At 61.4% G+C, this 22,053-nt stretch carries 20 protein-coding genes, 1 tRNA gene and 1 other RNA gene; 9 read left to right on the top strand and 13 right to left on the bottom strand.

Annotated elements, in window-relative coordinates:
* Position 1: 1 nt before the first annotated feature.
* The 10 genes from D1820_RS02995 to D1820_RS02950 form a co-directional block, all read right to left on the bottom strand.
* Complete coding sequence (locus D1820_RS02995; protein WP_118067825.1) at positions 2–1,063, bottom strand: LacI family DNA-binding transcriptional regulator; 1,062 nt, start codon at positions 1,061–1,063, stop codon at positions 2–4.
* A 195-nt stretch (positions 1,064–1,258) separates the two neighbouring features.
* A tRNA-Ser gene (locus D1820_RS02990) sits at positions 1,259–1,348 on the bottom strand.
* Positions 1,349–1,440: 92 nt separating this feature from the next.
* Positions 1,441–2,172 carry an alanyl-tRNA editing protein gene (locus D1820_RS02985; protein WP_118067824.1) on the bottom strand — a complete coding sequence of 244 codons (732 nt, stop codon included), beginning with the start codon at positions 2,170–2,172 and terminating at the stop codon, positions 1,441–1,443.
* Positions 2,169–4,667, bottom strand: a complete 2,499-nt coding sequence (locus D1820_RS02980; protein WP_118067823.1) for a DUF3772 domain-containing protein — start codon at positions 4,665–4,667, stop codon at positions 2,169–2,171. Before D1820_RS02980 ends, D1820_RS02985 begins: the two co-directional genes overlap by 4 nt.
* Entirely contained in the window at positions 4,664–5,698 is a 1,035-nt protein-coding gene (locus D1820_RS02975) for a cysteine synthase A (RefSeq protein ID WP_096790246.1), read from the bottom strand. Before D1820_RS02975 ends, D1820_RS02980 begins: the two co-directional genes overlap by 4 nt.
* A 96-nt stretch (positions 5,699–5,794) precedes the next feature.
* Positions 5,795–6,919 carry an NUDIX domain-containing protein gene (locus tag D1820_RS02970; protein ID WP_118067822.1) on the bottom strand — a complete coding sequence of 375 codons (1,125 nt, stop codon included), beginning with the start codon at positions 6,917–6,919 and terminating at the stop codon, positions 5,795–5,797.
* 29 nt (positions 6,920–6,948) lie between these two features.
* Complete coding sequence (locus D1820_RS02965; protein WP_040178340.1) at positions 6,949–7,389, bottom strand: TrgA family protein; 441 nt, start codon at positions 7,387–7,389, stop codon at positions 6,949–6,951.
* Between the two features lie 15 nt (positions 7,390–7,404).
* Positions 7,405–8,610, bottom strand: coding sequence for a cyclopropane-fatty-acyl-phospholipid synthase family protein (locus tag D1820_RS02960; RefSeq protein ID WP_014874508.1), 1,206 nt, complete (start codon positions 8,608–8,610; stop codon positions 7,405–7,407).
* A 68-nt stretch (positions 8,611–8,678) separates the two neighbouring features.
* Positions 8,679–10,118, bottom strand: a complete 1,440-nt coding sequence (locus tag D1820_RS02955; protein ID WP_118067821.1) for a deoxyribodipyrimidine photo-lyase — start codon at positions 10,116–10,118, stop codon at positions 8,679–8,681.
* Positions 10,119–10,142: 24 nt separating this feature from the next.
* Entirely contained in the window at positions 10,143–11,372 is a 1,230-nt protein-coding gene (locus D1820_RS02950; protein WP_118067820.1) for an aminotransferase class V-fold PLP-dependent enzyme, read from the bottom strand.
* 163 nt (positions 11,373–11,535) lie between these two features.
* Between D1820_RS02950 and D1820_RS02945 the strand changes: the two genes are divergently transcribed.
* Positions 11,536–11,916, top strand: coding sequence for a VOC family protein (locus D1820_RS02945; protein ID WP_014874505.1), 381 nt, complete (start codon positions 11,536–11,538; stop codon positions 11,914–11,916).
* A 95-nt stretch (positions 11,917–12,011) separates the two neighbouring features.
* Here D1820_RS02945 and D1820_RS02940 read toward each other — a convergent pair whose 3' ends face one another.
* Both D1820_RS02940 and acuI read right to left on the bottom strand, forming a co-directional pair.
* Complete coding sequence (locus D1820_RS02940; protein WP_040168876.1) at positions 12,012–13,649, bottom strand: BCCT family transporter; 1,638 nt, start codon at positions 13,647–13,649, stop codon at positions 12,012–12,014.
* A gap of 414 nt (positions 13,650–14,063) precedes the next feature.
* Positions 14,064–15,056, bottom strand: a complete 993-nt coding sequence (gene acuI, locus D1820_RS02935) for an acryloyl-CoA reductase (protein ID WP_118067819.1) — start codon at positions 15,054–15,056, stop codon at positions 14,064–14,066.
* Between the two features lie 173 nt (positions 15,057–15,229).
* Between acuI and D1820_RS02930 the strand changes: the two genes are divergently transcribed.
* From D1820_RS02930 to D1820_RS02905, 5 genes are all read left to right on the top strand, one after another.
* Positions 15,230–15,970: a FadR/GntR family transcriptional regulator gene (locus tag D1820_RS02930; RefSeq protein WP_118067818.1), complete on the top strand. Its 741-nt coding sequence runs from the start codon at positions 15,230–15,232 to the stop codon at positions 15,968–15,970.
* A 68-nt stretch (positions 15,971–16,038) separates the two neighbouring features.
* Positions 16,039–16,390, top strand: a transfer-messenger RNA (tmRNA) gene (ssrA, locus tag D1820_RS02925).
* A 314-nt stretch (positions 16,391–16,704) separates the two neighbouring features.
* Complete coding sequence (locus D1820_RS02915) at positions 16,705–17,142, top strand: ester cyclase (RefSeq protein ID WP_118067816.1); 438 nt, start codon at positions 16,705–16,707, stop codon at positions 17,140–17,142.
* Positions 17,143–17,277: 135 nt separating this feature from the next.
* On the top strand, positions 17,278–18,576 hold the full coding sequence (chrA, locus tag D1820_RS02910; RefSeq protein ID WP_118067815.1) for a chromate efflux transporter: 1,299 nt from the start codon (positions 17,278–17,280) through the stop codon (positions 18,574–18,576).
* A 135-nt stretch (positions 18,577–18,711) separates the two neighbouring features.
* Positions 18,712–19,188 carry an SspB family protein gene (locus tag D1820_RS02905; protein WP_118067814.1) on the top strand — a complete coding sequence of 159 codons (477 nt, stop codon included), beginning with the start codon at positions 18,712–18,714 and terminating at the stop codon, positions 19,186–19,188.
* 153 nt (positions 19,189–19,341) lie between these two features.
* Here the strand turns inward: D1820_RS02905 and D1820_RS02900 are convergent, their stop codons facing one another.
* A complete protein-coding gene (locus D1820_RS02900; protein ID WP_118067813.1) occupies positions 19,342–19,983 on the bottom strand; it encodes a hypothetical protein in 642 nt (213 codons plus the stop codon).
* 215 nt (positions 19,984–20,198) lie between these two features.
* Here D1820_RS02900 and fumC point away from each other — a divergent pair, with 215 nt between their 5' ends.
* The 3 genes from fumC to D1820_RS02885 are packed head-to-tail and all read left to right on the top strand — an operon-like array spanning position 20,199 to position 22,010.
* On the top strand, positions 20,199–21,593 hold the full coding sequence (fumC, locus tag D1820_RS02895; RefSeq protein WP_118067812.1) for a class II fumarate hydratase: 1,395 nt from the start codon (positions 20,199–20,201) through the stop codon (positions 21,591–21,593).
* A complete protein-coding gene (locus tag D1820_RS02890; protein WP_118067811.1) occupies positions 21,593–21,799 on the top strand; it encodes a DUF4169 family protein in 207 nt (68 codons plus the stop codon). Before fumC ends, D1820_RS02890 begins: the two co-directional genes overlap by 1 nt.
* A complete protein-coding gene (locus tag D1820_RS02885; RefSeq protein ID WP_029601902.1) occupies positions 21,792–22,010 on the top strand; it encodes a ribbon-helix-helix domain-containing protein in 219 nt (72 codons plus the stop codon). Before D1820_RS02890 ends, D1820_RS02885 begins: the two co-directional genes overlap by 8 nt.
* Positions 22,011–22,053: the final 43 nt, after the last annotated feature.

Here is a 22,053-nt window from a genome sequence, read left to right as displayed (position 1 = left end):
GTCAGGCCCCCTCTTCTGGCCCGACCGCAGGCTGCGGGGGCATGTTGTGTTTGAAATGAACGGCCGGGGTGATTTGCCCCGCCAATGGATCAACCGGCTGCCCGTCACTGAGGGCGACAACGGCGGCTAGGGCAGCGGTGATTTCCTGCGCCGGTTTCTGGTCAATCACCGCATCGATAAGCCCCCGCGCCACCGCATCGCGGGTGGCCGCGCAGAGTTCGTGGCTGATCACCACCGGCTTGTCGCCCGGCTGTGTCGTAGCAAGCGCCGAAATCAGACCCGGAATACCCGCCCCCAGATTGTAAATGCCGGTAATATCGGGGTTGGCACGCAGCGCGTGGCGCAAGGCCTGTTCGAGGATCTCCGGGTCATCGCCGGTTTCCAGCGGCGACAGGATGCGCAGATCTGCGGCCACCACATCACAAAAGCCCGCATAGCGGTCGGCGTGATCGCGGGCGTTGAGACTGCCGGTGATGGGTAAGATCTGACCCTGAGGGGCTGCACCACCGCGATGGGCCAGCCGCATCAGATCACCAGCGGTGCGCCCGGCCCTGCGGTTATCAATGCCAATATAGGTATCGCGGGTCTGCGGCGCGCTGTCGGCAACCAATGTCACCACGGCCATTCCCTGCGCCCGCAGCCGGGTCAGCGCGGCTTCGACCTCCGGATCCTCAACCGCGACGAGGCAGACACCATCGTAGCCCTCTGCGGCGCAGCCTTCTATCGCGCGGGTCAGCGCTGCGGCGTCGAAGGGCGGCACGCGGGTTATGGTGATCTGCTGGCGGGCCTGAGAGCGGGCGGCCACCTCCTGCTCCAGATCAGCGTGCAGCGTGGCAAAGAACCCCTCCCGCGCCGCAGGCAGCAACACCGCAAAGCGGTACTGACGGCGGCGCGACAGATTGGCGGCGGTGATGTCACGCTGGTAGCCCAGATCAGCAATCGCTGCGCGCACCCGGTCCTGAGATTTCTTGGCCACGCCGCCCCGGTTGTTCAGCACCCGGTCCGCCGTCGCATAGCTGACCCCCGCCGCAGCCGCGACATCATGTAATGTGGGTTTTCCCATCCTTGCGGCGCCTCTGCGTTCGTGAGTTTTGATAGACGTATATCATTTTTTGATAGACGTCTATCATTTTGTCACACAGGTATTGGCCACCCTGATGTGACGGGTGGCATGACGGATCGCAGATCAACGGTGAAAACGCAAAAAGCCACCACATGCGGTGGCGGCTGTCATAAAATTATCTTGGTCTAGATGTTATGGCGGAGAGACAGGGATTCGAACCCTGGAGACGGTCTCCCGCCTACACACTTTCCAGGCGTGCGCCTTCGACCACTCGGCCACCTCTCCGTTGGGCGGACTTTTGACGGATCACGGGGGCAATTGCAAGAGCGAAAACAGCAAAAAATTCACTCTTGCCCAAACTTATTTTCGCGCCCCGCTCAGCCCCCCAGATGCAGGTAGACCCGGCGGTTCTGTTTTCCCTTTTTTTCAACCTTTCCAAGGCGGATAGGACCAATCTCGGCGGTGCTGCGCACATGGGTGCCACCGCAGGGTTGCAGGTCAATCTGCTCATCAGCGCTGCCAATCCGCACCAGACGGATACGGCCAGTGCCACGAGGCGGCGCCACCGACATGGTTTTCACCAATTCGGGGTTTGCATCCAGCTCATCCTCAGTGATCCAGCGCTCACTGACCGTCAGATCGCGGGCGATCAGCGTGTTGAGCGCGTCCTCCAGCGCCTGCTTGTCCTCAGGCGCCTCCGGCATGTTGAAATCGAGCCGGCCCTTCTCGGCGCCGATGGAGCCACCGGAGACCGGCAGCGGAATCACCACCGACAGAAGATGCAGCGCCGTGTGGACGCGCATATGGCCAAAGCGGCGGTCCCAATCGAGGGTCTGCACCACCTCCTGGCCGACAGCTGGCAGAGGCTGCCCCTCGGCGGGGATCAGGACAATGCGGCCCGCCTCCCCCTTTACCGTGTTGATAATGGGCAGGTCATGTTCCCCTGCCCCATCGGACCAGTTGAGGCGGCCGGTGTCGCCCGGTTGCCCGCCCCCAGTCGCGTAGAAGACGGACTGGTTCAGAACCAGCCCGCCTTCTGTTGTGTGTTCGGTTACGTGTGCCGGGGCCTCTTGCGTATAGGCGTCGGTCAGGAACAATTGTTCGGTCATCGATCGGCGTCTCCGTCTCCGTCTTCGCTGCCTTCCCCGTCGTCGCCGCTGGACAGATCGTCAAGATCAGGACGATCCGGGCGTTTCTTGGCCGGGGATGGGGGTGAATTTGAGGCTGCTGCCACCGATGCCTCAGGGGGCGCGATACCCTGCGCAGCCTCCGTTGCGGCGGTGGCAAGCGCATCGGGATTGCGGATCCAGATATCGCGCTGGGCGAAGGGAATTTCGATCCCGGCCTCTTCAAAGCGGCGGGCGATGTCGTAGTTCATGTCGGATTTCACCGACAAGACCCAGTTCACATCCCGCAGGATGGCGCGGATCTCAAAGTCGAGACTGTCGGCGCCAAAGCCCTGGAACACCACCGAGGGCGCCGGGTTCATCAGCACCATCGGATGGGCCTTGGCGACCTCCATCAGGATGGCCTCCACCTTGCGCGGATCGGTGCCGTAGCTTACGCCGACGGGCACAATAACCCGACCCACGGTATTGCCGCGGGTGTAGTTGGTGACGGTGCCCGTGATCAGGTCCGAGTTCGGCACGATCACATCAGTGCGGTCGAAGGTTTCAATCCGGGTGGAGCGCACCGAGATGTCGCGCACATAGCCCATCAGGCCACCGACCTCGATCCAGTCACCTTTGGACACCGGGCGTTCGACCAGCAGGATAATGCCGGAGACAAAGTTCGATACGATGGTCTGCAGGCCAAAACCGATGCCCACAGACAGCGCACCAGCCACGATGGCGAGAGAGGACAAATCAAACCCGGCCATGGACACAGCGATCAGCGCTGCGAGGAAGATCCCGACATAGCCCATGCCGGATGCAATGGCGTTCTGGCCGCCTACATCAATGCGGGTTTTTGGCAGCAGCGCATTGCGCAGGCTGCCCTGCACCAGCCGTGTCAGACCGTAACCAACGGCAAAGATCGTCACGAAGGTGAGGAACGCCGTGGGTGAAATCCGGGTGTCCCCGATCTGAAAACCTTCGAGGAAGTTCGACCAAAGCTCGGTCAGATCCGCAACCCGCGCGCCCCAGATCAACGCCAGCAACGGCAGCGCCAGAAGCGCCAGCGCAAAACCGATCAGCGCGGTAAAGAGCGAGTCGCGCGCCGCTGTGCCCTTGCCGCTGACAAACCCGTAGAGATCGCCGAGAAAGCGATGGAGCACAAACAGCCCGGCCAGCACCGCCAGCGTCAGCATCGACGGGTAGATCACCGCCTCAGCGGCATTGAGATAGCCGATGGCCGCCAGCACAGGCCCGGCAAAACCAAGCAGATAAATGCTGCGCCGCACCACCGCGATAATCTTGTTCGCACCAGCGGCAATCGCGCCTTCTTCGCCATCTTCGTCGCTTTGTGCCTGACGCTGTTTGGCCCCGATCCGGTGCAGGCGCAGCAGGATCAATGCCGCACAGGTGATCAGCGGGAAGGCATAGACGGCGGCGCTGCTTTCGGGAATGTTCTGGATCCGCTCAATCGTGGCGAAGGCGTCCTGAAGCACCAGAATGACCGCCATCATGTCGATCAGAAAGCGGGTCTCGGCGTGATTGCCCTCCTGCACCGGCAGCAGATCGTTTTCGATCTGGTTGGCATAGAGCTGCTCCCCCAGCCAGTGAAAGGAGAGAATGAGAAACGCCCAGGCCGGGACAGAATCCAGAATGATACTCCCGCGCACACCTAGGATGCCTGAAAGATCAACCGCTGCCGCCAGAAAGATCACACCGATGAGTGGCAGCAGGACCTGCAGAAGCGAGACCACGAAGGTCCAGACCCCGGTCCCGCGCGCGCCGTAGCGGCGCAGATAATCGCCGGCTCGGTGGGCCCACGACCGGCCCCGCGTGATGAGCAGCAGACCAATGAGCAACACGGCAATCAGCCCGACCAGATCACCGCTGATGCGTTCGCTGGTGGTGTCATTGCGCAGCTGCGACAGGGTTTCATTGCCCACTGCGCGGCTGGCGTGGACCAGATCCCGCAGCGCGCCGGGCCAGTGTTCGGGATTGAGCGGTGAGGTGCCGCGTTCAAACAGGCGTTTGGTCAGACGCTCGCGGACGATCTTGTCGATCTCGTTGATGAGACCATCCGCGCGGCTGTAGGCTTCCTCCGCGACGATACGCGGAACCTTGAGCTGATTGAGCTGCTGGGTCAGCGCCGCGCGCAGCTGGGCGATGTCTTCGGGTTCTTCCTCGCCCTCACCGGGGGCGGCGCCGAGCGCATCCAGCTGGCCCTGAAGGGTTTGAATACGTTCGCCATTTTCACCGCGCTTGATCTGGAAGGACTGCCGGAAATCCGCCAGTTCGCTGCGCAGCTGTTCCAGCGCGAGATTGGACGCACGGCTGGCGTCGATGACGGTCTCGGCCCGGTTGGCGGTGCGCAGCCAGTCCTCATAGTAGGATTTGGCACGCGCATCGAGCTGGGCCAGAGCGGGAAAGGCCAGGCTGATCAGCAGAACCAGCCCGGCCAGACATTTCACAATTCCACGCATGACGGGGATCATACGTCCTCAAACACGCCGGGGATAGAGGCCGGGGTGTGGGTCATCCAATCGGGAACCGGCAGGTCTTTTTCACGCAGGAAGTCGGGATTGAACAGCTTCGACTGGTAGCGCGTGCCATAGTCACACAGCACGGTGACAATGGTTTTGCCCGGACCCATGTCCTTGGCCATACGCACGGCGCCAGCGATATTGATCGCCGAAGACCCGCCCAGGACCAGCCCCTCATCATGCAAGAGATCAAAGACATACGGCAGCGCGTCGCGGTCTTCGATCTGGTAGCAGAAATCGGGTTTGAACCCTTCGAGGTTCTTGGTGATGCGGACCTGACCGATGCCTTCGGCAATTGAGCCGCCTTCGGTCGCGATCTCACCGGTGGTGTAATAGGAATAGAGCGCGGCGCCCATCGGGTCGGCCAGACCGATCTTCACGCCCTTGGGCTGCAGTGCATCCGCAACACCGGCCAATGTACCGCCGGACCCAACGGCGCAGACAAAGCCATCAACCTTGCCCTCGGTCTGGTCCCAGATCTCCGGTGCGGTTGTCTCAACATGGGCCTGACGGTTGGCGACATTGTCGAACTGATTGGCCCAGATTGCGCCATTGGGTTCGGTCTTGGCCAGTTCCTTGGCCAGACGTTCCGAATACCGCACGAAGTTGTTGGGGTTGCGATAGGGCGCTGCGGGCACCTGCACCAGCTGAGCGCCGGCCAGCCGCAACATGTCCTTTTTCTCTTCGGACTGGGTTTCGGGGATGACGATCACCGTTTTGAACCCCATCGAGGCGCCAACCAGCGCCAGACCGATCCCGGTGTTGCCGGCGGTGCCTTCGACGATGGTGCCGCCCGGTTTCAGGTCCCCGCGGGCAATCGCATCCTTGATGATATAAAGTGCCGCGCGGTCCTTGACCGACTGGCCGGGGTTCATGAACTCGGCCTTCCCCAGAATCTCACATCCGGTTTCATCGCTGACGCGGTTCAGGCGGATCAGAGGCGTGTGGCCGATCGCGTCGGCCAAGTCATGTGCAATGCGCATGGTATCCCTTTCGATCATTCCCGTTGAGGTGTAGCCAAGGCATTGGACAACCACAAGCCGAGATGCAGATCACATGCTAGGTTGCCCGCCGCCTTGTCAGGGTTCGCCGTGACGCAACCGGTCACGATGACGTGACAGCCAGAGTGCGGCGGTGACCAGTGGCATGTCCTGATAGATGTGACCATCAACACCGCGCATCAAGTCATCATAGGAGATGATCTGGCTGCGAATATCCTCATTCTCGCTCTCCAGCCCGCCGCCGCCTGCGATATTGTCAAAATCGCAAACGCCTACAAAGATATGCAGAAACTCGCCCGACGCGCCGCTGGACGGATAGACCCGTGTCACGGTTTCCAGCTGGTCGATGGTCAGACCGGCCTCCTCCATCGCCTCGCGGTGGGCCGCCTGTTCGGGCGTCTCGCCGGGATCAATCAGCCCTGCCACCGGCTCCCACATCCACGGGCGGCGGTTGCCCGCGATATAGGTGGCCGCGCGAAACTGTTCGATCAGCAGCACCGCGTCGCGGCGCGGATCATAAGGCAGCACCGCCGCCGCCTGCCCCACCAGCGCCGCGCCCCGGTTCACCACCGGGCTGAGGCTGCCGTCGTAGCGGCGGAATTGCAGGTCCATCTCCTCCATGGCGAAGAAATTTACATAAGCGCGCTTATGCTCATGCACGACGACATCGCGGGTCAGATCGTGAGCGGGATCCTCGGCCCGGTTCTGCGCCGCCAACCACGCGGCAGCGCGAATACGGATCGGGCGAAAGCGGGCTGCAACCTCAGCCGGGGTCAGTCGGCCACGGTAGGCCATGACCTCCTCTGCCGCGCGCAAGGACAAGGCGCCCCAGTCGGCCTGCCATGCGGCCAGATCCCAGGGCGCGCCGGTCTGCCAGAGGCCCGGATCGGGGAAATAGACATCCGCCGGGGCGCTGCCGCCTGCGTCCAGCTCCACCGTGACGCGGCGCAGCGTATAGTCGAACCCGCCTTCGTAGAAATTCAGCGCGTCGATATCGTCCTGCGTGAGCCCCCGCAGCAAGAGCCCCGGGGCGCGGTGTCCGGCGCGGGCCTCAATCGCGGGAAAGGGCTGATCCACCACCGCAAAGGCGCCGTGGTCCGGCAGATGCGCCGGCACGGCATCCAGCGCGGCACCGGACCGCCCCAGCACCAGTTCAAGCAGCGGCAGATGGCGCAGGGTGCCATAGACAAAAAGATCAGCCACAGTCTGTATCCTATTGGAAATATGTTGTTTCAGCGCCAGCGTCTTGCGGCGTTCTCGGTCACCAGGCCAGAGAAGATGCCGCCAATCACCAGCGCCAGCAACACATGTGGCACCGCCATCACAAAAAAGAAATCCAATCCGATGACAAAAATTGCCGAAAGCGCCTCAAACGGGCCGTCGTAGCGATTGCGCATGGCGAGGCGGAACATCTCCCATGCGCCCTGAAAGAACAGCCCCCACAGCACCAGAAGCGCGGCACCGGTCAGCCCGTTATTGATGGCATTGACCACCCCGCGCCCCACATGGCGCCCCACCCAGACCCAGCCAATCAGCACGCCAAGCGCGGCATTGAAGGGCACGAAATAGCCAAAATCCGTGCCCTCTGGCATCAGCGGCATGATCAGGAAGGAGACGGCGATAGCGACAAGAGCCATGCTGAGGGCGGCAATCAATCGGGCGGCGGTGGGCATGATCGGGGCTTTCGGTCAGCGGTGGGCAAGCGTGATCTGGGTGACGTCGCAGGTCTCAGCCTTGAACGCGGCCGCGCAGGAGGTGAGGTAGAAATTCCACATTTTCCTGAAGCGATCATCAAATCCCATAGCAGCAATCTCGTCCCAGCGGTTGTTGAATGTGGCGTGCCAGCGCCGCAGCGTCTGATCGTAGCTATCACCGAATTCGAGCGATTTCATGACCTGCAGCCCGGCAAGTTCCACCTGTTGGCGCAGGATCTTTGGCGCGGGCAGCATGCCGCCGGGAAAAATATGTTTCTGGATGAAATCGACGCCGCGTTTGTAGACGGTCCAGCGCCGGTCAGCGACGGTGATAATTTGCAAGGTGGCCTGCCCGCCCGGGCGCAACCGGTCACGGACCATATTGAAATAGGCGGGCCAGTATTTCTCGCCGACAGCCTCGAACATCTCGATGGAGGCAATGCCATCGAAGGTGCCTTCGCAGTCGCGATAGTCCTGCATCCTGAGCTCAACCCGGTCGGAAAGCCCTGCCTTTTCAATGCGCTCTCGGGCGTATTTCAGCTGTTCTTCGCTGATGGTCAGGCCGGTCACCCGCAGGCCGCGTTCGCGGGCAGCATATTCGGCAAAGCCGCCCCAGCCACAGCCGACCTCCAGCACATGATCGCCGGGTTTCACGCCCATCTGATCCACCATGGAGGCATATTTGGCGGTCTGCGCGGTCTCCAGACTTTCCTGGCCGGTATCGAAGAGAGCGCTGGAATAGGTCATCGTGTCGTCCAGCCACAGCCCGTAGAATGCGTTGCCGAGGTCATAGTGGTAGGAGATATTCGCCTTGGCCTGCGCGCGGTGATTGCGTTGCAGCCAGAATCGGAATTGTTCATAGGCCCGGATCAACCCGCGCCCCGGAAAGCCGTCATAGACCGTTTCAGACCCAAGATGTATCAGATCCATGAAGGCCTGCAGATCCGAGGTGCTCCACCAGCCATCAAGATAGGCGTCGGAAAACCCCAGATCCCCCTCGCGGATCAGCCGGGCAAAGCAGTCGGGGTTGTGGATACGCAGATCGGCCACCGGACCGGGCCGTTGGCCGCTGACGCGGAACACCCGCCCGTCCGGCAGATGGATGTCCAGCTGCCCCACCTCCAGCGCCTGCAACTGGTCAAAGATCGCTGCGAAGTAGCGCGGCAGATTGGCCTGTCCATTGGTCTGTGTGAGCGCCATTCTCTCCTCCCCAAGACGTGCCCGCCCAAAAGGCTAGGCCAAATCAGGCGCTTCTGGCAAGGGATCTGTCAGTCCTCGGGCAGTTCCCGCTGGCCGTAAGCCTCCAGCGCGCGGGCGCGCCCCTCCTTCAGATCAACGAAGGGGCTGGCGCGTCTGTCCTGAGGCGACAGCCCCCAGGAGAAGGGTGTCGCGTGGTAGAAATCCAACGCCGTCTGCGGCGGATTGGCCTGCCCTTCGGCGATCCAGGCGGATTGGTAGCGACCTTTGGCGTCGAATTTCTCCAGCTGACCATCGGGGTTGAAAATCCGAAAGAACGGCGAGGCATCAGGGCCGGAGCCTGCCACCCATTGCCAGCCCATGGCGTTGGAGGCCGGGTCCCAGTCCACCAGACACTCCTCAAACCACTGCTGACCGATGCGCCAATGGGTAAGCATATGTTTGGTCAGAAAGCTGGCCACGATCATCCGGGCGCGGTTGTGCATCTTGCCGGTCACATAGAGTTCGCGCATGGCGGCATCGACGAAATTATACCCTGTCTGGCCGCGCCGCCAGGCGTCGACCTTGTCATCGTCACGCTCCGACCAGTTGAAATGCTCCCATTCCGGACGCCAGTTGCGGGTCAGAATATGGGGGGTGTGGAACATCAGGTGATAGGCAAATTCGCGCCAGACGATTTCCTTGAGAAAATGCTCAGCGCCGGATTTACCGGCCCGGCGCGCCTCCAACCCGTGATGCCACATGCGGCGCGGGCTGATTTCTCCCCAGGCGAGGTTTTCAGACAGGCCTGAGGTGGCATCCACAGCCGGAAAGTCGCGATCCTGTTTGTAGTCGGCGACGCGGGTGTCGAGGAACTCTGCCAGCCGCGCCTGCGCGGCATCTTCCCCAACGCGGCAGTATTGCGCCACCACATCTGCGCCACGGCGCATGGCGGCAGCCAGCTGCCAGCTGTCGAGATCATCTGAGGCCGGCCAATGCGCCGGCGCCGGGATCCGTGAGGGGGCGGCGATCAGCCCGTCAACGTCGCGGTCGCGCACAGCCTTCCAATAGGGCGAATAGACCCGGTACATGCCGCCGGTTTTGGTCTCGACCGTCCAGGGCTCAAACAGCAGATGGCCGCCAAAGGATTTCGCCGCAATTCCCTGCCCCTTCAGCTGGTCCTTGATGTCGGTGTCGCGGGCGATGGCCTGCGGGTCATAGGCGCGGGTCCAGTGGACCGCGCCCGCACTGGTTTCTGTGATCAGCTGTGTCAGCACCTCCTGCGCGGGCCCTCGACGCAGGATCAGCCGCGCGCCGCGCCGCTCCAATTCCTTGGCCAGATGCGCCAGCCCCAACCCCAGCCGGAACCGTGGCGCGGCCCCCAGATCCTCGTCCAGCGTATCAAAGATAAAGACAGGGATAACCGGAACATCGGCAGCAACAGCTGCCGCCAGCGCAGGGTTATCGGCAAGACGCAGGTCGCGCCGCACCCACCAGATGATCGGGGCGTTGCTCGGTTTCTCGTCAGTCATGAAGCGCCTGTCCTTTGGGTCTCGTCACTTGCTCAAGACGCGATCTAGGGCCTCCATCAGCTGTGTCATCTCCTTTTTCGAGGTGTAATGCGTAAAACTGAGCCGCAGCACACCATCGCTGGTCGATACCCCCATCGCATTGAGCGCGCGCAGCGCGTAGAAATCGCCGCCACCGGCCATGATGCCGTGCTCCGCCAGCTCTGCTGCCACTCCCTCGCCCGACCGATCCAGCGCCAGTGCCACGGTGGGCGCGCGTTTGCTGGCATCAGACGGGCCGATCAGGCGCAGATCATTGCGGTCCTTCACCATGTCCAGCAGCGGTTGCAGCAGCTCCACCTCATGGGCGCGCATCAGATCGTGGACAAAGGCGCCCTGCGTCGCCCCTTCGGTCAGCGGGCCACCGTGGTGATGGGCCAGTGTCGCAATATAGTCGGCCATACCGGCGCAGGCCGCGACCTGCGCATGATCCGGCCCCGCCGGGGTGAAGCGTTTGTAAAGCGAGTCACCGTTGAAGAAATGTCCCTGATTGGGCAGCAGCTCCCCCAAGGCACGGCGGATCACCATCAGCCCCTGATGCGGCCCGTAGGTCTTGTAGGCGGAGAACAGATAGATGTCCGGCCCCAGCTCGCCAACATTGGGCAGGCCGTGCGGTGCGTAGGAGACGCCATCCACGCAGACAAAAGCGCCCGCCGCATGGGCCAGTGCGGTGATCTCGGTGACCGGGTTCAGCTCCCCGACCACATTGGAACAATGGGGAAAACAGACCAGACGGACGTTTTCATCCAGCAGGTTTTCCAGATCCGCCGGATCCAGATGGCCGGTCTGCGGGTCGATCTGCCACTCGCGGACCTCAATCCCTGCATCGGCGAGACGCCGCCACGGACCGCTGTTGGCCTCGTGGTCCTGATTGGTGACGATGATGGCCTCTCCCGGAGACAGGAACTGACGAAAGGCCTGCGCCAGCACATAGGTGTTCTGGGTGGTGGAGGGGCCAAAGCTCAGCTCATCACGATCCACCCCGAGAATGCCCGCCAGGCGGTGCCGCGCCTCGTCCATCTCAGCGCCTGCCAGTGTCGAGGCCTCATAGGGCGCATAAGGCTGCACCTTGCGTTCAGTGTAAAACCGGGTGAGCCGGTTGATCACCGGCTGGCAGGTATAGGAGCCGCCGGCATTTTCAAAAAACGCCTGACCTTGCAAATTCGCTGCTGCAAATGCCGGAAACTGGCTGCGGACGAAATCGATATCGAGGGCCATGGTCTCTCCTTATGTCTGTCTTCGAAAGGAGTGCCGATGATGGTGCATGAGGTCAAGCGCCGATGGTGATGCCTGCCGACAGCTGCCGTTGCGGCGCTGATGACATTTTCTGGCAACAGCGACGGGTAGCAAGGAGCCACATCAGCAGGAAAGGACGCAGATGATGGCATATACTCCGAAGGATTTTCTGGTCTGGGGCGAAATCCCCGTGACCGATATGGACGCCGCGACCCGGTTTTATCAGCATGTGACAGGTGCTGAGCTGGAGTTGGTCACCGATGGGCCGAACCCGATGCTGCTGTTTCGCCCGAAAGACCCGGCAAACGGCGTTGCGCTGAGCATCTATCCCGGCACACCGGCCCCGGATGGTGTCGGCCCGACCCTGCATCTGGCCGCCGAAGGCGCGCTGGCAGAGGTCATGACGCGGGTAACAGATGCCGGTGGGCAGGTGGTGTCGGAAGCGGTCTCGCTGCCGGGCGGGCATTTTTTCTACGCCAAGGATCCAGACGGCAATTCCGTCGGCTTTTATGAGGCCACGGGCTGAGTGCGTAAGGACCGCAGCCCAGACCTGCAAAACGCCCCGGATGATCTCCGGGGCGTTTTTTCTGTCAGATGTTTGCACCTAAGGGGTCAGGCCTGTCAGCGCGGCTCGCTTTGCAATCCGCGCAGGATTGCCCAGCACATCAGGAGCAGCACCACCGTGAACGGCAGGCCCGTTGAGATCACCATCGCCTGCAGGGCGACCAGACCGCCGCCAAGCAGCAGCACAATCGCAACGGCGCCTTCGAACACGCACCAGAACACCCGCTGCGGCATCGGCGCATCGACCTTACCCCCCGCGGTGATCGTGTCGATCACCAGCGAGCCGGAATCCGAGGAGGTGACGAAAAATACGATCACCAGCAGGATCCCGACAAAGGAGGTGATGGACGCCAGCGGCAGCTGATCCAACATCTTGAACAGCTTCAGTTCAAGCGCCGCATCCTGCGCACCGGTATAACCATCCGCCACCACCTGATGGATCGCGGTGCCGCCAAAAACGCTCATCCACAGGACACAGACCAGGCTGGGGATCAGCAGCACGCAGATGATGAATTCCCGCACGGTGCGGCCCCGGCTGACGCGGGCGATGAACATCCCGACGAAAGGCGACCAGCTGATCCACCACGCCCAGTAAAAGGCGGTCCAGCCCTGGCTGTAATTGGTATCCTCGCGCCCGAAGGGCATCGAGAGGGCAGGCAGATACTGCACATAGGCCATCAGACTGTCGAAGAAACCGGTGATGATCAGCAGGGTTGGCCCAACCAGAAGCACGAAGATCAGCAGCAGGAAGGCCAGCCCCATGTTCAGCTCGCTCAGCACCTTCACGCCGCCATCAAGGCCACGCACCACCGACACCAGCGCCACGGCGGTGATCGCGGAAATCAGGATCACTTCGGTGGTGGAGCCGACCGGCACGCCAAAGAGTTCATTCAACCCCGCGTTGGCCTGTGTCGCACCAAAGCCAAGGGAGGTTGCAAGACCAAAGAGCGTGGCAAAGACCGCAAGGATATCGATCACATGGCCCGTCCAGCCCCAGACCCGTTCGCCGAAAATCGGGTAGAAGGCCGAGCGGATGGTCAGCGGCAGCCCCTTGTTGAAGGAAAAGAGCGCCAGTGACAGCGCAACAATGGCGTAGATCGCCCAGGGGTGCAGGCCCCAGTGGTAGATCGTTGCCGCCATGCCCAGACGCACGGATTCCGCGCTGTCCCCTGCGGCCCCACCCAAGGGGGCCCAATCGGTGCGGGCGCCGTTCTCGCCCATGCTCACCCCGCCGAAGGAGGTGGAATAATGGCTCATCGGCTCGCTGACGCCGTAGAACATCAGGCCGATGCCCATGCCTGCAGCGAACAGCATCGCGAACCAGCCAGTATAAGTGTAATCGGGTGCCGCATCCGCACCGCCCAGACGTACCTTGCCCCAGGGTGAGACGATGAGGAAAAAACAAAACAGCACGAAAATATTGCCCGCGCTGAGGAAAAACCAATCAAAGGAGCTGGTCACCGCCGGGCGCAGCCAGCCGAAGAAAGCGGCGGCCTGTTCGGGGAGGACCAGCGCGTAGAAGACAAACAGCATGATGCTGATGCCGGAGACCATGAACACGGGGTTGTGGATGTCAAATCCGATCGGCCCCACCGATCCCTCTAAATTGTCCTGTCCAATTTCATATTCGGTGTCGATGACGGCGGCCTCACCGTCGGGGGCGGGTATGCCCTGATTGGCCGTTTCATCTGTCATGGGTGTCCCTGCTTTGTCTTATGTGAACGTCCAGTGTCTCAACCGCTCATCGGCTGCGCGGGTTCCCGCCGATCGTGAAAAAATCGCAGGAGCGCTCAGACGATGCGCGCGCGGTTCGCCCTGCCTGACCGGTCAGAGCCTATGCCAGAGCAGAGGGTCGCGCGCTGGCACGCAGCGGCGGCGCGGTCGGGTGCAGAGGTCGAGTGTAGCAGAAAACCGCGTGATTGTCGCGCCTTATGCGCCCTACGCGCGCACCATCAGGATGGGCTGGTCGACCGATGTGAAAAAACGCGCAGCCGGGCTGCGCGCTTCTGTACCTTCTCGCCAGAATGTTGGGCAAATTCCGGGTCGAGTGTCGGCCTGAGTCTGGGCCTGAGTGTGGGCCGGGGTTTGGGCGGGTGACGCCTGCCCGCGTCAGCCGTTCACATCCACGACCACGCGCCCTTTCACCTGCCCTTGCAGAATATCGGCGCCAAGCTTTGGCAGGTCCGACAGGGTGGCGGGCTGAACCATCGCCTCCAGCTTCTCCATCGGCAGGTCGGTGGCGACCCGCTGCCAGGCCCGCAGCCGGTTGCCATAGGGTTGCATCACGCTGTCGATGCCCAGCAGGTTCACACCGCGCAACAGGAACGGGATCACGGTGGCCGGCAGCCCTGCCCCGCCAGCCAGCCCGACCGCCGCAACCGAACCGCCGTATTTCATCTGGCCCAGCACACGCGCCAGCATTGCGCCGCCGACGGCATCAATGCAGCCGGCCCAGTTTTCGCTCTCCAACGGGCGTTTGACGGTTTCGTTCAGCTCTTCGCGCGGCACAATCTGCGTGGCACCAAGGACGGTCAGGTACTCCGCCGTCTCGGGGCGGCCGGTCACTGCGGCCACATCATAGCCGAGGTTGGCAAGGATCGCGGTGGCCACAGAGCCAACACCGCCCGCAGCCCCGGTGACCAGCACCGGGCCACGGTCCGGTGTCAGCCCGTGATCCTCCAGCGCCATCACCGACAGCATCGCGGTAAAGCCTGCGGTACCCACCGCCATCGCCTGCCGCGTGTCGATCCCCTCTGGCAGCGGCACCAGCCAGTCGGCGCGCACGCGGGCCTTTTGCGAATAGCCGCCCCAATGGGCCTCACCGACGCGCCAGCCGGTCAGCACCACCTTGTCGCCGGGCTTGTAGCGGTCATCGTTGGAGGCCTCGACCGTGCCAGCAAAATCGATGCCCGGCACATGGGGATATTTGCGCACCAGCCCGCCGCCCGGACCGATGCACAACCCGTCTTTGTAGTTCACTGTGGAGTAGTCCACCGCCACCGTCACCTCTGCGTCGGGCAGCTGATCCAGGCTGAGCGTTTCAACGGCAGCTGATGTTTTGCCGCTGTCTTCGTCCTTGTTCACCACCAAAGCTTTGAACATGATCTGTCCTCCTCTGACATTCATTGGCGCACCGGCGCGCCTGGGTGCGTTGGCTGAGCGATCCTGCCGACGGGCCTCCTCCTGCTCCGCGACGGCGACTCAGCTCTTGCCAATCATTTGTCAGACTTTTAAATGTCTGACAAATGATTTCTCCCGACAGGCGGCGCCAGAGCATGAAATTGACCCCTCGCAGTACTGCGGATTTGTCCGCCCAGATCGCCGAAGCCATTCGTGATGCGATCATCACTGGGGCGTTGATTGTCGACCAGCGGCTGCCCTCGGAGGCGGAGATGGCAGAGCAGTTTCAGGTCTCGCGCCCCACCGTGCGTGAAGCGCTGAAGCGGCTGGCCGCACAATCGCTGATCCGCACCCAGCGTGGGGCCACCGGCGGCGCCTTTGTCAATCGGCTCAGCTTTGAGGAGGCGTATGCGCAACAGATCACCACGTCGACGCTGCTGCTGAGCATGAATGCCGTCAGTTTCGATACCGCCTGCGAGGCCCGCTACGCGCTGGAGCGCGCCTGTGCGCCGCTGGCGGCCACCCGGCGCACGGCGGATCACCTTGCCACCATGCGCGCGGAGATTTTCCGGCAGAGCCAACCCGGTCTTTCGGATGAGGCGTTTTGTGCGTCTGATGTGACCTTTCACCGGGCGCTGGTGGATGCGGCAGGCAACCCGGTGCTGTCTTACCAATTGGCCGGTGCCGTGGAGGCGATGCAACCGCTGATGAATATGATCACCTTCACCGCGCGAGATCGCGCGGTGATCACTGCGTTGCACAGTCGGATTGTCGAGGCCATCAAGGCCGGGGATGGCGACGCGGCCACCACCCATCTGAGCGCGCTGGAAGCGGAGACCTGCAAGCTGGCGGCACTGGTTTTTGCGGCGCGCGCGCAGCGTCCCGCCTCAAGCTGACGCAGCCTCGTCAGGGTTCAGCCTTGCCGTCGCAGACCATCAGAAACCTTGCAGGATTTTGATACCGCCCCCTTTGCATCCGACAAAAACCTGCCTATATAAGATTTGTTCTTCGGAACTATGGACATAAACGCGCTCGTAATAAGCGGATCGGACCCGGGGGCGGTACCCGGCGACTCCACCAAACATCCTTCATTTGGGGATCATGGGGTCGAAACAGGATCGACGAACGTCTAAAGGGGTTAGCTTTGTCTCGGCTGTCTGCCACCGTTATCGGCGAAACTTGTACAATTGCAAATGACAATCGTGCTCCGGCAATGGCAGTAGCAGCGTAAGCTGTTAATGTCGCCGAAACTTAAGTCCTTATGCCTAGCCGTGTAAGGCGGGGTTCGCAGGTACCTGGCAACAGAAACCTGCACTTTCCTCCCCCCATATTCCGATGCCTGCGACCGTGCCGTAGTCAGCCAGCTTGTTGATCTGGCAGGAAGACTTGATCTGACGGGGAGAATGGTCTTCACTCATCACCAGCTGCAGGATGGCCATAGGGCTGGACCAGGCGTTCAAACTTTGTTCAGAATTGTGGTCCAGTCTGATCGCAGAAACCTGCCTGACCTTTGGGACCTACTCAGCCAACAGCAGGCGGAGCCCGCTACACCGCACGCGCCAGACCGGCCCGTTCAAGACCAACGATTGCTACGTCAAGTCGACCTCTGCCTGCAGACATTCGGGGATATATGAAAAACAGCGAACGGCTCTTTCAGTGGTTTCATGATGTCTGGGTTGGTCAAAATCTGGATCTGGTTGAGCCGATGTTTCATCCCAATCTGGAGGTCAACGGCCCCCTGCATGGCGCCGTCGCCATCGCCGCAGACTACCGGGAGGTGGTTGGCACGCTGCACAATATCTTCCATGATCTTGACCTCACTCTGACCCATGCGCTGGATGATGGTGACTATGTTGCGATACGGGTCCGGGTGCAGGGCTATGGCCGCGCCGATGAGCCTCTGGATTATTTCGGTCAGTTGATTGTGCGGATGCAGGATGGCCAGATCCGCGAGTTTCTGTCGAATTTCGACTATATGACGATGTTCGAACAGCTGGGCCAGCTGCCGCCGGATTGCCTGCCGATCTGCATGACGGGCGAGCGGCTCATCTGGGCTGATGAAACCTGAGGGGCGCGCCCCATCTGGGCGTTGGCCTATGATATATCTGTAGTTGCTGCGGGTTTCCGTTGCGGCTGGGTCGCCGCCCACTGGCGCTGCGCGCGGGGAATGATAGAAGGTCATCGACCAGTCAGCGGGGCGCCTATGACCGAGATATCAGCAGATCCCAAAACCTCATCAAGCGGCGATGCGATCGCTATGGCCGATCTGATCCGGGTTTTTGGCCGTATCGGGCTGATGTCCTTTGGTGGGCCGGCAGCTCAGATTGCGCTGATGCATAAGGAACTGGTCGAGGACCGCCCTTGGCTGAGTGAGGCCGGGTTTCTGCGCGCGCTGTCGTTTTGCATGATGCTGCCGGGCCCTGAGGCGATGCAATTGGCCACCTATGCCGGCTGGCGGTTGCGCGGCGGCCTTGGTGGTGTTCTGGCTGGGCTGCTGTTTGTGCTGCCGGGGGCATTGGTGATTGCCTCACTGGTTTATCTATACGTTAACTTTGGCACGCAACCGATTGTGCAAGCTGGATTTCTCGGCATCAAAGCCGCAGTTGTTGCCATCGTTTTGCAGGCCCTCCAGCGGCTGGGTAAGAAGGCGTTGCATGGGGGGACGGATCTGGCACTGGCCGCGTTTGGCTTCCTCGCGTTGTTTCTTTTTGATCTGCCGTTTCCGCTGGTCCTGCTGACCGCTGCGCTTCTCGGCAGTTTGCGTGGGGTTTCGGAGAAGGCTGAGCCTCAGGCGCTGACACCCGCGACCGCGGGACCTGTCTGGGTGACGCTGTTGCTCTGGGGTGGTTTGTGGCTGCTGCCCCTCGGCGCGCTGAGCCTGTTTGGCCCACAGCTACTTGCGGATATTGGCTGGTTTTTTGCCAAGCTGGCCGTGGTCACCTTTGGCGGCGCCTATGCGGTGCTGGCCTATATGTCACAAACCGTGGTCGCGCAGTACCAGTGGATCGAAACCGGTCAGATGATTGATGCACTGGGGCTGGCGGAGACAACACCGGGACCGCTGATCCTGGTGACGCAATTTGTGGCGATGCTGGCCGGCGCGCTGGCCTCTGGCATGTGGATGGCGCTGGCGGCTGGGTTGGTGGCGCTTTGGGCGACGTTTATGCCTTGTTTTCTCTGGATCTTTCTCGCCGCCCCTCATGTGGAGCGGATTGCCAGCCATCCCCGGCTGGGCGCCGCATTGCGGGCGATTACCGCCGTTGTGGTGGGGGTTATCCTGAACCTGTCGGTCTGGTTTTTGCTGCATGTGCTGTTTCGCGAGACTGTCACGCTGGAGCTGCCTGCGATCTCGCTTATGCTGCCGGTCATGGCCAGCCTTGATGTCTCTGCCGCTCTGCTGGTGCTGGCAGCGCCGGTTGTGGCGCTGGCATGCGGCGGCCGACTGGCCTTGATTTTGCCCGTCATGGCCGGGCTTGGGATCGCGATGGCGCAGATCATCTGAGCCGCGCAATTGCAGCGCAAATGCCACGCGTGATCCCGCTAGTGTCAGAAATTATTTACGAATCCCTAACGAGCGGCTCTTTAGTTTCCGGCAGAAATCCGTATTCTGAACGCAAAGAGACTTAAGGGTATCGGAATGTCCCGCGAAATTGACTATGGAAATCTGATGCATTCGGCCATGCGTGGCCTGATCCGCTCGGTTCTGGATGGGGTGGCGGAGCACGGGCTGCCCGGCAACCACCATTTCTTTATCACCTTTGACACCTCACACCCGGATGCGGAACTGGCGGATTGGCTGTCGGACCGCTACCCCGGCGAGATGACCGTGGTCATGCAGCACTGGTTCGACAATCTGGATGTCGGCGAGGACGGGTTTGCCATCACGCTGAATTTCGGCGATGCACCGGAGCCGCTGTATATTCCTTACGACGCGATCAAGACCTTTGTAGATCCGTCTGTGGAGTTTGGCCTGCGCTTTGAAACCCCGGAGGATGACGACGAGGTTGAGGAAATGGTCGCCGAACTCGACGATGATATCGAGATTGAGGTGGAGGAAGATCCGGCGGACAAAAAACCCGCTGACGTCGTCTCGCTCGACAGTTTCCGCAAGTAACAGAATTTCCGGCCTAGCTGGGCCGGTGCCCACTTAGACAGATGCGCTGCATAACCCATGCGGCGCATTTTTCACATCTGGGGTGATGATAAGATGAGGTTTACCCCTTAATACGCTGTTAATAAATATATTTACAGGCTTCAGACCAAGGCATTAACGGCGCTCAAGAAAGGTCTTCAATTCCTTGCGCGGAAAACCGTTGCGATGCGAGGAATAAACAAGATCCAATCCGCCCTCCGCCAATGTGCGATCATACTGCTGCATCTCGTAGTCGCCATTGGGGCCGATAAACATCGAAAACACCGTCAGCGTGTCCCCGATAATCCGGCCCCAGACGTAAGGCTCCCCCTTCATCGGGTCGAGCTGCACAGTATGCCCGAAAACATTGCGCTTCATCGCGGCGGCAAAGATATCAGCCCGTTCGGTTGGCTGGAATTCTACATTGTAAGATTTGGTTTTGCGGCGACCGTCCTTCTTCAGCGAGGTCGTGGTCCATTGAACATAAAACCCGTCATCACTGTTGGCGAGGGGACCAATCCGGACCGTCGCATCGCGCTGTTCCTTGCTGCCATCGGGGTTGGGCACCTCTAGCGAGCCCTGATAGCGCCCGAAGAAGGGGCGTACATCTGCTGCCATCGCCTGCCCCGCCAACACGATGATCATCAACAGCGCCAGAAACCCCGCCTGAACCTGCCATTGTAGCCGCGCCAGAGACAGCGTTCTGCCCCGCGCAGGGCGCCGATGCCTGCCCTTGATCGCGGCCTGCTGTGGCGGTTTGGCTTGATATGTCAGCACGGGCAGATCCTTTGGATTGTTGTCTGTCGCGGGTGTATCTGCGCTTAATCTAGCGGTCTTCTGATCTGGTGCAATAACTCATCCTGCAATGGCCCCTATACCTTGGGTTCGGAATGGCTATGCTGCGCGAAACTGCGCAATTGCCTCGTGGCCCGGACCGGGGTAGACGGCATACCGACGCATACATTTAGTCATCATCAGACGGAGAGAGACTTATGTCCGATACCCGCACCGAAACCGACAGCTTCGGTCCGCTTGAGGTCCCCGCCAACAAATACTGGGGCGCCCAGACCCAGCGGTCGATCATGAACTTCCCCATCGGCTGGGAAAAACAGCCCGTCGCCATCGTGCGTGCGTTGGGGGTGATCAAACAGGCCTGCGCCATGGCCAACAAGGCCTCGGGCAAGCTGGACGCGACCATCGCCGATGCGGTCATCGCAGCGGCGGGCGAGGTGATCGAGGGCAAGTTCGACGACAACTTCCCCCTGGTGGTCTGGCAGACCGGGTCCGGCACCCAGTCCAACATGAACTCCAACGAGGTGATCGCCAACCGCGCGATTGAGATCCTCGGCGGCGTGATCGGCTCCAAGGATCCGGTGCATCCGAATGATCACTGCAATATGGGCCAGTCTTCCAACGACACCTTCCCGACCGCGATGCATATCGCCACCGCGATGTCCGTGCGTGACGTGCTGGTGCCCGGCCTGACCAAGCTCGCCGAAGGGCTGGAGGCAAAAGCCGAGGCGTTCAAGGACATCATCAAGATCGGCCGCACCCACACCCAGGACGCAACCCCGCTGACGCTGGGGCAGGAATTTGGCGGCTACGCGCATCAGATCCGCCAGGGTCTGGCGCGGGTCGAGGCGGCGATGCCCGGCATCTATGAGCTGGCGCAGGGTGGTACTGCCGTTGGCACCGGTCTGAATACGCAACAAGGTTGGGGCGAGGAAGTCGCTGCCAATATGGCCGAAATCACCGGCCTGCCCTTTGTCACCGCGCCGAATAAATTCGAGGCGCTGGCGGCACATGACGCCATGGTGTTCCTGTCCGGTGCGCTCGCGACCATTGCGGGCAGCTGCTACAAGATCGCCAATGACATCCGCTTCCTCGGCTCTGGCCCGCGCTCTGGTCTGGGTGAGCTGATCCTGCCGGAAAACGAGCCGGGGTCCTCGATCATGCCGGGCAAGGTGAACCCGACACAGGCCGAGGCGCTGACGCAGGTCGCGGCTCACGTCATGGGCAATGACGCGGCGATCAAATTTGCAGGCTCGCAAGGGCATTTCGAGTTGAACGTCTACAACCCGATGATGTCCTACAACCTGCTGCAATCCATCCAGCTCTTGAGTGATGCGGCCGACAGCTTCACCGAGCGGATGCTGAACGGCATTGAGGCCAACGAGCCGCGCATCGACAAGCTGATGAAAGAGTCGCTGATGCTGGTCACCGCGCTGGCGCCCACAATCGGTTATGACAATGCCACCAAGGTCGCCAAGACCGCGCATAAGAACGGCACCACGCTGAAGGAAGAGGCGATCGCGCTTGGCTTCGTGGATGAGGCGACGTTTGACGCCGTTGTCCGTCCTGAGCAGATGATCGGCCCGAAAGACTGATGGCTGGTTCCGGTTCAGGCCCGGTTAATCTGAACCGGTATCGCAAGGAAAAGGCGCGGGCCGAGAAAAAGGCCCGCGCTGACCAGAATGCCGTGACCTATGGCCGAACCAAGGCTGAGAAGGATCTGGACAAGGCCCGCAACGCGCAAGACGTCCGGCGACTGGATGGCATAAAACGCGACGATCCTAAGACCGACGATGACTAATCGCCCGCGGAAACACTCGCTGACCCTGCGCGGTCATCGGACCTCGGTCTCGCTGGAGGATGAGTTCTGGCAGGCCTTCCGCGAGATTGCGGCTGAAGACGGGCGTGCCATCAATGATCTGGCCGCCGAAATTGACGAGACCAGAGGCGTGGACTGCGGTTTGGCCTCAGCCATTCGCCTGCATGTGCTGCGACGCTTAAGGTCACGTTAACCAAGTTTGGCATCTTAGAGAGATGCCGCCCCCTGCTCCCCTC

Origin of the sequence: Phaeobacter sp. LSS9 (assembly GCF_003443595.1) — a bacterium.
Classification (GTDB): Bacteria; Pseudomonadota; Alphaproteobacteria; order Rhodobacterales; family Rhodobacteraceae; genus Phaeobacter; species Phaeobacter piscinae.
The sequence above is the reverse complement of the archived record's forward strand: the minus strand, read 5'-3'. Positions and strand labels throughout refer to the sequence as shown.

Coding starts and splice junctions, on each gene's coding strand:
- D1820_RS02995 (WP_118067825.1), bottom strand. CDS start 1,063: ATGGGAAAACCCACATTACATGATGTCGCGGCTGCGGCGGGGGTCAGC.
- D1820_RS02985 (WP_118067824.1), bottom strand. CDS start 2,172: ATGACCGAACAATTGTTCCTGACCGACGCCTATACGCAAGAGGCCCCG.
- D1820_RS02980 (WP_118067823.1), bottom strand. CDS start 4,667: ATGATCCCCGTCATGCGTGGAATTGTGAAATGTCTGGCCGGGCTGGTT.
- D1820_RS02975 (WP_096790246.1), bottom strand. CDS start 5,698: ATGCGCATTGCACATGACTTGGCCGACGCGATCGGCCACACGCCTCTG.
- D1820_RS02965 (WP_040178340.1), bottom strand. CDS start 7,389: ATGCCCACCGCCGCCCGATTGATTGCCGCCCTCAGCATGGCTCTTGTC.
- D1820_RS02960 (WP_014874508.1), bottom strand. CDS start 8,610: ATGGCGCTCACACAGACCAATGGACAGGCCAATCTGCCGCGCTACTTC.
- D1820_RS02955 (WP_118067821.1), bottom strand. CDS start 10,118: ATGACTGACGAGAAACCGAGCAACGCCCCGATCATCTGGTGGGTGCGG.
- D1820_RS02950 (WP_118067820.1), bottom strand. CDS start 11,372: ATGGCCCTCGATATCGATTTCGTCCGCAGCCAGTTTCCGGCATTTGCA.
- D1820_RS02945 (WP_014874505.1), top strand. CDS start 11,536: ATGGCATATACTCCGAAGGATTTTCTGGTCTGGGGCGAAATCCCCGTG.
- D1820_RS02940 (WP_040168876.1), bottom strand. CDS start 13,649: ATGACAGATGAAACGGCCAATCAGGGCATACCCGCCCCCGACGGTGAG.
- acuI (WP_118067819.1), bottom strand. CDS start 15,056: ATGTTCAAAGCTTTGGTGGTGAACAAGGACGAAGACAGCGGCAAAACA.
- D1820_RS02930 (WP_118067818.1), top strand. CDS start 15,230: ATGAAATTGACCCCTCGCAGTACTGCGGATTTGTCCGCCCAGATCGCC.
- D1820_RS02915 (WP_118067816.1), top strand. CDS start 16,705: ATGAAAAACAGCGAACGGCTCTTTCAGTGGTTTCATGATGTCTGGGTT.
- chrA (WP_118067815.1), top strand. CDS start 17,278: ATGACCGAGATATCAGCAGATCCCAAAACCTCATCAAGCGGCGATGCG.
- D1820_RS02905 (WP_118067814.1), top strand. CDS start 18,712: ATGTCCCGCGAAATTGACTATGGAAATCTGATGCATTCGGCCATGCGT.
- fumC (WP_118067812.1), top strand. CDS start 20,199: ATGTCCGATACCCGCACCGAAACCGACAGCTTCGGTCCGCTTGAGGTC.
- D1820_RS02890 (WP_118067811.1), top strand. CDS start 21,593: ATGGCTGGTTCCGGTTCAGGCCCGGTTAATCTGAACCGGTATCGCAAG.
- D1820_RS02885 (WP_029601902.1), top strand. CDS start 21,792: ATGACTAATCGCCCGCGGAAACACTCGCTGACCCTGCGCGGTCATCGG.